The 408-nt window shown below is 44.4% G+C and carries 1 protein-coding gene; it reads right to left on the bottom strand.

Annotated elements, in window-relative coordinates; genetic code table 11:
• Nucleotides 1-408, bottom strand: a 408-nt coding sequence (locus tag ACPYOJ_RS34705; protein WP_481420279.1) for a phage tail protein, incomplete at both ends; no start/stop codon positions are given.

Genomic DNA, 408 nt, shown 5'->3' with positions numbered 1-408 from the left:
GGTAAGTTCTGCCCTGTAAAAGTCACTGAACCCGGATTAATCACAGTATCCGGAGCAGCATCTATAAAGCTCGGAACGGCTATGAAATCTCTTCCTGCCTGTGTTCCGCTTACGGCAAGCGATGTTGTAGCAGATGGTACAGCCGTTGTTGCATTAGATGAAGAAACCTTTAATTGACTTGCAAAACTTGGTAGGTTGGATGCAAGAAGTGTATTCGTAGGAGATCCGTCTTCTTCTCCCAACTCATAAGACAATCCTGTAGTTGAAGTTCCTGTACCAAGCGGAATTCGACCATTTAGGTTAGGCAGACCAAATGTTGTTCTTCCGTCACCTCCGTAAGTAGTTCCAAGAATTGAATAAAGAGCAGTGTATTGTGCAATGCTTAAAAGGCTACCGTCGCATAACCTG

The organism is Rhizobium sp. SVR5-9E (assembly GCF_056755095.1).
This window is presented reverse-complemented; position numbering and strand designations above follow the sequence as displayed.